We start from the raw sequence: 9,322 nt of genomic DNA on the forward strand, positions 1-9,322 counted from the left end.
CCCGCGTACGGGGGATGACACGGGGCCGCACCAGCAAGCTATCGAAGTAATCCGCGCCCGGCCAGACCCGGCGCCCCCGCGGTCGCCGCACTTCGCCGGCTCTGCCCGTTCGGGCAGCTCCTTCTGCCTCGGCGTCTCCTGACTCCCCGGCACCGGCCGCGTTACCTTCCTCCGGTGAGCATCACGTCCCGGCGAGCGGCCAGGTGAACGAAGAGCGGCTGACCGTGGCGGAGGCGACCGGCCACACGGACGAGTCACCGCCGGAACAGACGGAGCAGGCGGAGCAGTCCCCGAAGCGGAAGCGCCGGGGCCCCGGACCCTTCACCCTGCTGCTGTTGCCGGCTCTGGTGACCGTCATCGGTGTGGCCGCCTTCCTCGCGGTGACGGGCGGACTGCCGAACCCCTGGCCCGACGACTCGGACTCGAAACGGTCCTCGGACGTCGACGTCGACCCCTCCTACGTCCCGTGGCTGCGCAAGGCGGCCTCGGCGTGCACCGTTCTCGACCCGTCCGTGCTCGCCGCCCAGATCGACCAGCTCTCCGGCTGGAGCGACGACACGGACGAACTGTCGGGGCAGAAGGGCATCGCCGCCTTCACCGACTCCGAGTGGCGGACCTGGGGCAAGGACGACGACGGCAACGGGAAGTCCTCGCCGCGCGAACCGGCGGACGCCATCATGGCGCTGGGCCGGCAGGACTGCTCCCTGGCCGAAAAGGTGACCGGGCTGCGCACCGAGGGCCGGGTCAACGGCGACCTCGTGGACCTGACGCTCGCCGCGTACGCGACCGGAACCGACGCCGTGACGAAGGCGGGACGCGTCCCGGCGGAGGCGGAGACCTATCTCGCCGAGGTCCACAAGCTCCTCCCGCGCTACGAGGCGCTCGACCGGGAGGACCCCGCCGGTGCGGGCGGGGCGGCAGGCGCCCTGCTGACCGCGCCGGTCAGCCCGCTCACCATCACCTCGCCCTACGGATCGCGCGAGCATCCGCTGACCGGCGTGACCAAGCTGCACACCGGCGTGGACTTCGCGGCGCCCCAGGGTGCGCAGGTCGTCGCCGCGCGCCGGGGGCGCGTGGTGTTCGCGGCGCCGACCAGCGCGTACGGCAACCGCGTCGTGGTCGACCACGGCACCATCCAGGGCAAGCGGCTGGAGACGACGTACAGCCACCTGTCCGCCCTGGAGACCGCCGTCGGGCAGTCGGTGGAGGCCGGAACACCGATCGGACGGGTCGGTTCCACCGGCCTGTCCACCGGCCCGCACCTCCACTTCGAGGTCGTCCTCGACGGCTACTACACGGACCCGCAGCCCTGGCTCGTCACCGGCGGCTAGACCCTCGGCGGTGGTGGGGCTCTCGGACCTGGGCACTCCTACAAGGGGGCAGGTCCGCCTGTTTCTCCCATGTGGCACGACACCCGCCGCACGTGTTTGATCCGCCGGATAGCGTCCAGGGACACAACATGACCCAGTCGAAGCGCGAGACAGAACGTAAGTACGAGCCGGCCACCCGCGGCACCGGCGGGCTGCCCGATCTCACCGGCGTAGGTCCGGTCGCCTCGGTCACCGAAGCCGGGTCCGAGAAGCTCGACGCGGTGTACCACGACACCGTGGACCTGCGGCTGGCCGGGTCCTCGGTCACCTTGCGCCGCCGGACGGGCGGTGCGGACGCGGGCTGGCATCTGAAGCTGCCGCTCAGCGGGGACACCCGGGAGGAGGTGCGGGCGCCGCTGTCGGACGAGGTGCCCCAGGCGCTGCGCGAGCTGGTCCTGTCCCGCACCCGGGGCGCGGACCTGCGTCCGGTCGTCCGGATCCGCTCCACCCGGGCCGTGCGGCACCTGCGCGACGCGGAGGGCAGGGTGCTCGCCGAGCTGAGCCTCGACGACGTACGCGCCGACTCGCTGCTGCCGGGCGGCGGCCGTGCCGAGTGGAGCGAGCTGGAGGTCGAACTCGCCGACGGGGCCGACCGGGACGACGGAGCCGCGGGGACCGGCGCCGAGTTGCTGGACCGCGTGGAGAAGAAGCTGCGCAAGAAGGGCGTCGTCCGGTCCGACAGTCCCTCCAAGCTCGCCCGCGCCCTGCGGGACACCGGCTCGGGAGCCGGGCGGGAGGTGCCGGGGCCCGCCGAGGTGGTTCCGGCGTCCCCCGGTTCGTACGTGCTGGGGTATCTGCGCGAGCAGGTCGGCGCCCTGGTGGCGCTGGACCCCGCGGTCCGCCGCGACCTGCCCGACGCCGTGCATCAGATGCGCGTCACGTGCCGCCGCCTGCGCGGTTGCCTGCGCTCGTACCGGTCGGTGCTCGACCGGCGGACCACCGATCCGGTGCGCGCGGAACTCAAGTGGCTGGCGGGTGAACTGGGAGTGGCGCGGGACCAGGAGGTACTGCGCGAACGCCTCGCCACCGCGCTGGACGAGCTGCCCGACGACCTGGTGCTCGGCCCCGTCGCCGCCCGGCTGCGGGTGTGGGACGTGTCCCGCGGCGGCGACGCCCTGACGCGGACGCGGGAGGCCCTGGACACGTCCCGCTACCTGCTGCTGCTGGACGCGCTGGACACCCTGGTCCGGCAGCCGCCGCTGCGGGCCAAGGCGTCGGGGAAGCCGGCCCGGATGATGGCCGGGGCGGTGCTCAAGGAGTACGGCCGACTCGCCGGGCGCATGGAGCACGCCTTCGGGCTGTCGCCCGGCCCGGCGCGGGAGACGGCGCTGCACGAGGCGCGCAAGGCGGCCAAGAAGGTCCGCTACGCGGCCGAGGTCGCGCGTCCCGCCCTCGGCAAGCCCGTCGCCCGGCTCGGCAAGCGGGCCAAGAAGGTGCAGAAGCTGCTCGGCGAGCACCAGGACGCGGTCGTCGCCCAGGACGCCCTGCGGTCACTGGGGGTGGCGGCCCACGGAGCGGGCGAGTCCGCGTTCACGTGGGGGCTGCTGCACGGCAGGGAGCGGGCTCACGCGGAGGCGCGGCAGCGGGAGCTGCCCGAGGTGTGGCGGGCGGCCTCGGACCCGGCGCTGCGCGCTCCGCTGGAGCACTGACCGCCGGCGGCCCTTCGGAGGCACCCGCCCCCGAGGGGCCGGGCGGCCCGCCTCAGTCCGTCGCGTCCGGATGGGTCCCGGGGCCGTCGCCGTGCTCGGCCAGGGGGGTCGGCGAGAGGTCGACCGGTTCCTCGTCGGCCTCCAGCAGGGTGTCGGCGGGGCCCACGATCAGCGGGTCGGGCCGGCCCACGGCCCGGTGGTCCTTGGCCGGGTAGTCGCAGCGGTCCAGCAGGCTGCGCATCGCCTCCAGCCGGCCGCGGCGCTTGTCGTTGTTCTTGACCACCGTCCAGGGCGCGTGCTCGGTGTCGGTGGCCCGGAACATGTCGACCTTCGCCGCGGTGTAGTCGTCCCAGCGGTCCAGCGAGGCGAGGTCCGTCGGCGAGAGCTTCCAGCGGCGTACCGGGTCGACCCGGCGGATCGCGAAACGGGTCCGCTGCTCGGCCTGGGAGACGGAGAACCAGAACTTCACCAGCAGGATGCCGTCATCGGTGAGCATGCGCTCGAACAGCGGCGCCTGCTGGAGGAATCCGCGGTACTCGGCCTCCGTACAGAATCCCATCACGCGTTCGACACCCGCCCGGTTGTACCAGGAGCGGTCGAAGAAGACGATCTCGCCGGCGGAGGGGAGGTGGGCGGCGTAGCGCTGGAAGTACCACTGGCCGGCCTCCTTCTCGGTCGGCTTGTCCAGCGCGACCACGCGTGCGCCGCGGGGGTTCAGACGCTCGGTGAACCGCTGGATGGTGCCGCCCTTGCCGGCCGCGTCGCGGCCCTCGCACAGGACCACGATCCGCTGTCCGGACTCCTTGACCCAGCGCTGCATCTTGAGCAGCTCGATCTGCAGGACCCGCTTCTCCCGCTCGTAGTCGGTCCTGCGCACCCTGCGGTCGTAGGGGTGGTTCTCCCGCCAGGTGTCGATGGGGGTCCGGTCGGCGTTGAGGAGGACCGGCTTCTCCGGTCGGCGCTCGTCGATCCGCAGACCGTCGAGGAGATCGCCCTCGGTGGGACTCCCGGCCGCGTCGTCGGCCGGGGCCTCGGACCCGTGCCGCCGTGCCGGGTCCTCGCGCTCGGGTTTCACTGGGTTCCCGTCCTCTCATTGGCGTGGGCGCGGGATGAGCGGGACGCTCGGTCCCGGTTCACGCGGCGCGCTCCCGCTGCGGCAGCGCGCGCACGGGTGCGGCCGGTGTGCGGGTGGCGCGCACGCGGTAGGTCGTCCGCGCCGGGTCGGCGACGGGATCGCCGAGGGTGATCCGCCCGGCGGCGTGCAGCGCGTCGCACTCGGCCGTGGGCAGCGCGACGTAGCAGCCGCCTCTGCCGGTGGCGGAGTCCAGCGGGCGCCAGTAGCTGTACCGGCGCCGCCCGCCCTCGCGCACGGTGACGAAGACGGGGGTGCGCGCGTCGGCGACTGTCCGCAGGACCGCGGCCTCACCCGGGCCGAGGGGCGTGTGGCGCGCGGTCGCACGGGAGGCGGCGGTCCGCGGTCGGACGGCAGTGAGCGGCATCGGCATTGGCCCTTCCAGGTCAGTGACTCGAGACCGCCTACCCGGTCCGGCCGGTGTTGATCTCGCTTACCCGCATTCTCCGGCACCACACTGACAATGACGTGGTCCGCGCGCCGGAACGCGCAGGTCAGCCGAGGGCGGAGGCGCCCACGTGGCCGCCCGCGCGGCGCAAGGGATGCGGATTGACCCGGGCGAAGCCCTCCTGGCGCTCGTAGGGGAAGTACGGGTAGGGGGCGGCCTTGGCGCTCGCGGCGTCGAGCCGGGCCACCTGCTCCTCGGTCAGGGACCATCCCACGGCGCCGAGGTTCTGCCTGAGCTGTTCCTCGTTGCGGGCGCCGATGAGGACCGAGGAGACGGTCGGGCGCCGCAGCAGCCAGTTGATGGCGATCTGCGGGACGGTCCGGCCCGTCTCCTCCGCGATGGCGTCGAGGCAGTCCGTGACCCTGAACAGGAGGTCGTCGTCGACGGGCGGCCCGTAGTCGGCGGTCGCGTGCAGCCGGCTGCCGGCGGGAAGCGGCCGTCCGCGGCCGATCAGGCCGGTCAGCCGTCCCCACCCGAGGGGGCTCCAGACGACGGCTCCGACCCCCTGGTCGACGGCCAGCGGCATCAGCTCCCACTCGTAGTCCCGCCCGACGAGGGAGTAGTAGACCTGGTGCGCGGCGTAGCGCTCGTACCCGTGGGCGTCCGCGTCGGCCAGCGACTTCATCAGCTGCCACCCGCTGAAGTTCGAGACGCCGGTGTAGCGGAGCTTCCCGGCGCGTACGAGGTCGTCGAGGGTCGCCAGCACCTCGTGGACCGGGGTGCCCGCGTCGTAGGCGTGCAGCTGGAAGAGGTCGATGTAGTCCGTGCCGAGCCGGCGCAGGGCCTGGTCGACGGCCTTGATCAGACGGCTCCGGGAGGTCCCGGCGTCTGCGGGGCCGTCCCCCGTCGGCAGGCCGGCCTTGGTGGAGAGCAGCACCTGGTCACGCCGTCCCTTGACGGCGGCGCCGAGCACTTCCTCCGAGGCGCCCGCGGAGTAGACGTCGGCGGTGTCGAACATGGTCACCCCCGCTTCCAGGCAGATGTCGACCAGCCGGCGCGCCTCGGCCGCGTCCGTGTCGCCCCAGGCGCCGAACAGCTCTCCGCGCCCGCCGAAGGTGCCCGCGCCGAAGCTCAGTGCCGGGACCATGAGCCCGGACGCGCCCAGTCTCCTGTATTCCACAACCGCATCCCCTCGTCCGGCCGTCGCATCACGACGGCACCTTTTAACGGGACTGTCGTTCCGTTAATATGCTGCACACGCTAGCACCAGTCAGCGCGTTAATGGAACAGGAGTACCGTTATGACGTCCGAGAGTGCAGGTCCCGGAAGCGTCCGACCCGGTGGCCGTACCGCCCGGGTGCGGTCCGCCGTGCTCCGGGCGGCCGGCGACGCGCTGGCGGAGCACGGGCTGGCCGGCCTCGACCTGGCCGACGTGGCGCGTCGCGCGGAGGTCGGCAGGACGACGGTCTACCGCCGCTGGGGGACCCCGGCCAACCTGGTCGCCGACCTGCTCGTGGACATGGCCGAGCAGTCACTCCCCCACACCGAGTCCGGCTCGCTCCTCGGCGACCTGCGGGCGAACGCCCGGCTGGTGCAGCGCACGCTCGCCGATCCGCGCCAAGGCGCCCTGTTCAAGGCGGTCCTGGCCGCCGCGACCTGCGACCCGCAGGCGGCGGCCGCCCTGCGCCGGTTCTACGAGGTCCGCGTCGCGGAGTGGGAACCCTGCGCCCGGCAGGCCGTGGAGCGCGGCGAACTGCCGGCGGCCACCGACACCCGCGAGGTGATCCGCGCCGTCTCCGCCCCCCTCTACTACCGCCTGCTGACCACCGACGACCCGCTCGACGAGGCGGCGGCCGACCGCGCCGCGGAGGCCGCCGCGGCGGCGGCACGGGCCGGGGTCTTCGCCCCGCCGACGGCCTGACGGGGCGCAGACCCAGGCCCGAACGGGGCCGTCCGGCCGGAAGACTTGCCCGAACTCTATGCCCGAACTCTTGCCCGGACTCTTGCCCGATCGAGACCTCACCACTTAAATCACACCTTGAACTAAGCCGCCGCGTACTGCGGTTGGCGCTGCGCCACGCTGCGTCACTCCATGTCCGCACCCGCAGAAAGCTCAGGTATGAGACTCAGATCCTTGGGTGTCGCGCTCGTCGCCACGGCGGCGCTCGTCACCCTTCCCGCGCCCGTCACGGCCACCGCGGCCGACCCTCCCCTCTCCCAGGGCCGGACGGCCACGTCGTCGTCGGCCGAGAACGCCGGAACGCCCTCCGGCAACGCCGTCGACGGCGACACGAACACCCGTTGGTCGTCGGCCGCGAGCGACGACCAGTGGCTCCAGGTCGACCTGGGTGCCACCGCCTCTGTCACCCGGGTCGTCCTCGACTGGGAGGCGGCCTATGGCAAGGACTACAAGATCCAGCTCTCCCCGGACGGGAGCACCTGGACCGACGCGAAGACGGTGACCGGCGGCGACGGCGGCACCGACACCCTGGACGTCTCGGGCCGGGGACGGTACGTCCGCATGCAGGGCGTCCACCGGGCCACCGACTGGGGTTACTCCCTGTGGGAGTTCCAGGTCTTCGGCACCACCGGCGGCACCACCCCCGGCTCCTGCGACAGCGCCGACGCCGCGCGCGGCAGGCCCGCCTCCGCCTCCTCCGTCGAGAACGCGGGAACGCCCGCCGCCGCGGCCTTCGACGGCGACGCCGACACCCGCTGGTCCAGCCAGGCCGCCGACCCGCAGTGGCTGCGCGTCGACCTGGGCTCGGTGCGCGACCTGTGCGAGGTGGACCTGCACTGGGAGGCCGCCTACGCCGAGGAGTTCCGGATCGAGGCCTCCTCGGACGGACAGAACTGGCACACGTTGAAGAGCGTCACCGGTGCCACCGGGGGCAAGACCTCCTACGACGTCAGCGGCTCGGGCCGGTACGTCCGCGTGTACGGCACCGCGCGTGCCACGGGCTACGGCTACTCGCTGTGGGAGGTCGCCGTGCACACCGGCACGACCGGCACTCCCCCGGTCGAGGGCGGCGGCGACCTGGGCCCGAACGTCATCGTGGTCGACCCCTCGACCGCGAACCTCCAGCAGCGGTTCGACCAGGTCTTCGAGCGGCAGGAGTCGGACCAGTTCGGCAGCGGGCGCTACCAGTTCCTGCTGAAGCCGGGCACCTACAACGGCATCAACGCCCAACTCGGTTTCTACACCTCGGTCTCCGGTCTGGGTCTCAACCCGGACGACACGCAGATCAACGGTGACATCACCGTGGACGCGGGCTGGTTCAACGGCAACGCCACCCAGAACTTCTGGCGTTCGGCCGAGAACCTCGCCATACGGCCCGTCAACGGCACCAACCGCTGGGCGGTGGCCCAGGCGGCACCGTTCCGCCGCATCCATGTCCAGGGCGGCCTCAACCTCGCCCCCAACGGCTACGGCTGGGCCTCCGGCGGCTACATCGCCGACTCGAAGATCGACGGCACGGTCGGCCCCTACTCGCAGCAGCAGTGGTACACCCGCGACAGCTCGGTCGGCGGCTGGACCAACGGCGTCTGGAACATGACGTTCACGGGCGTCGAGGGCGCGCCCGCGAGCAACTTCGAGACCGGCCCGTACACCACGCTCGACACCACGCCCATATCCCGTGAGAAGCCGTTCCTATACCTGGACGGCAACGAGTACAAGGTGCGGGTGCCCGCCAAGCGCACCAACGCCCGCGGCGTCTCCTGGCCCGCCAACGCGGGCGGCACCTCGCTGCCGCTCAGCAAGTTCTACGTGGTCAAGCCCGGCGCGACGGCGGCGACCATCAACGCCGCGCTCGACCAGGGCCTCCACCTGCTGTTCACGCCCGGTGTCCACCACATCGACCGGACCATCGAGGTCGACCGCGCCGACACCGTCGTGCTGGGTCTCGGCCTGGCCACGATCATCCCGGACGGCGGTGTCGACGCCATGCACGTGGCGGACGTCGACGGCGTGCGGCTCGCGGGCTTCCTGATCGACGCGGGCCCGGAGAACTCCGACACGCTGCTGCGGATCGGGGCGCCCGGTGCGAACGCCGATCACGCCGCCAACCCCACCACCGTGCAGGACGTGTTCATCCGGATCGGCGGCGCGGGCCCGGGCCGGGCCACCGACTCCGTCGTGATCAACAGCGACGACGTCCTGATCGACCACACCTGGATCTGGCGGGCCGACCACGGCGAAGGTGTCGGCTGGGAGACCAACCGCGCCGACTACGGTCTGCGTGTCAACGGCGACGACGTCCTCGCGACCGGCCTGTTCGTCGAGCACTTCAACAAGTACGACGTGTACTGGAGCGGCGAGCGCGGCCGGACCATCTTCTTCCAGAACGAGAAGGCCTACGACGCCCCGAACGAGGCCGCCATCACCCACGACGGCATGGTCGGCTACGCGGCCTACAAGGTCGCCGACTCGGTGAACGAACACGAGGCGGTGGCCCTGGGCAGCTACTGCAACTACACGTCCGATCCGAGCATCGTCCAGCACCACGGGTTCCAGGTGCCGGTCAAGCCGGGCGTCAGGATGCGCCACCTCCAGGTGATCTCGCTCGGTGGCATGGGCCAGTACCGCCACGTCATCAACGACACCGGCGCGCCCACGTCGGGGACGAGCACCGTGCCGTCCAAGGTCACCCGGTTCCCGTGACCGGAGGCTAGAACGCGGAGACCCGGGGGGGCGGGGGGGGGGGCCCGGGGCGGGGGGGAGCCCCCGGGGGGGTCGAGTTGGGCGCGCCCGTGGCCGCCCCCCCCCGACGGGCTGAGGGTT

Annotated in this window: 7 protein-coding genes; 4 read left to right on the top strand and 3 right to left on the bottom strand. The window is 72.5% G+C overall.

Annotated features, from left to right (window positions below):
* Positions 1–203: 203 nt before the first annotated feature.
* Together ACFWR9_RS10010 and ACFWR9_RS10015 are read left to right on the top strand one after the other, a co-directional pair.
* Positions 204–1,331, top strand: coding sequence for a M23 family metallopeptidase (locus ACFWR9_RS10010; protein WP_383838330.1), 1,128 nt, complete (start codon positions 204–206; stop codon positions 1,329–1,331).
* Positions 1,332–1,459: 128 nt separating this feature from the next.
* Positions 1,460–3,019, top strand: a complete 1,560-nt coding sequence (locus tag ACFWR9_RS10015) for a CHAD domain-containing protein (RefSeq protein WP_383838333.1) — start codon at positions 1,460–1,462, stop codon at positions 3,017–3,019.
* A 52-nt stretch (positions 3,020–3,071) separates the two neighbouring features.
* On the opposite strand, the gene ppk2 is transcribed toward ACFWR9_RS10015, so the two are convergent.
* The 3 genes from ppk2 to ACFWR9_RS10030 form a co-directional block, all read right to left on the bottom strand.
* Positions 3,072–3,995: a polyphosphate kinase 2 gene (ppk2, locus tag ACFWR9_RS10020; RefSeq protein ID WP_383838469.1), complete on the bottom strand. Its 924-nt coding sequence runs from the start codon at positions 3,993–3,995 to the stop codon at positions 3,072–3,074.
* Between the two features lie 157 nt (positions 3,996–4,152).
* Positions 4,153–4,518 (bottom strand): hypothetical protein, encoded by a 366-nt coding sequence (locus tag ACFWR9_RS10025; protein WP_383838336.1) that lies wholly within the window; start codon positions 4,516–4,518, stop codon positions 4,153–4,155.
* A gap of 127 nt (positions 4,519–4,645) precedes the next feature.
* Positions 4,646–5,719 (bottom strand): aldo/keto reductase, encoded by a 1,074-nt coding sequence (locus tag ACFWR9_RS10030; protein WP_383838339.1) that lies wholly within the window; start codon positions 5,717–5,719, stop codon positions 4,646–4,648.
* Between the two features lie 120 nt (positions 5,720–5,839).
* Between ACFWR9_RS10030 and ACFWR9_RS10035 the strand changes: the two genes are divergently transcribed.
* The gene (locus tag ACFWR9_RS10035; protein ID WP_383838342.1) at positions 5,840–6,460 is read left to right on the top strand and encodes a TetR/AcrR family transcriptional regulator C-terminal ligand-binding domain-containing protein; all 621 of its coding nucleotides are present in this window, start codon (positions 5,840–5,842) and stop codon (positions 6,458–6,460) included.
* Positions 6,461–6,658: 198 nt separating this feature from the next.
* Positions 6,659–9,202: a discoidin domain-containing protein gene (locus ACFWR9_RS10040; protein WP_383838345.1), complete on the top strand. Its 2,544-nt coding sequence runs from the start codon at positions 6,659–6,661 to the stop codon at positions 9,200–9,202.
* Positions 9,203–9,322 lie beyond the last annotated feature (120 nt).

Source organism: Streptomyces sp. NPDC058534, from assembly GCF_042717365.1.
Classification (GTDB): Bacteria; Actinomycetota; Actinomycetes; order Streptomycetales; family Streptomycetaceae; genus Streptomyces.

Bases quoted from the DNA above. Each gene is read 5' to 3' on its own strand.
- ACFWR9_RS10015 (WP_383838333.1), top strand. From the start codon at position 1,460: ATGACCCAGTCGAAGCGCGAGACAGAACGTAAGTACGAGCCGGCCACC.
- ACFWR9_RS10025 (WP_383838336.1), bottom strand. From the start codon at position 4,518: ATGCCGCTCACTGCCGTCCGACCGCGGACCGCCGCCTCCCGTGCGACC.
- ACFWR9_RS10035 (WP_383838342.1), top strand. From the start codon at position 5,840: ATGACGTCCGAGAGTGCAGGTCCCGGAAGCGTCCGACCCGGTGGCCGT.
- ACFWR9_RS10040 (WP_383838345.1), top strand. From the start codon at position 6,659: ATGAGACTCAGATCCTTGGGTGTCGCGCTCGTCGCCACGGCGGCGCTC.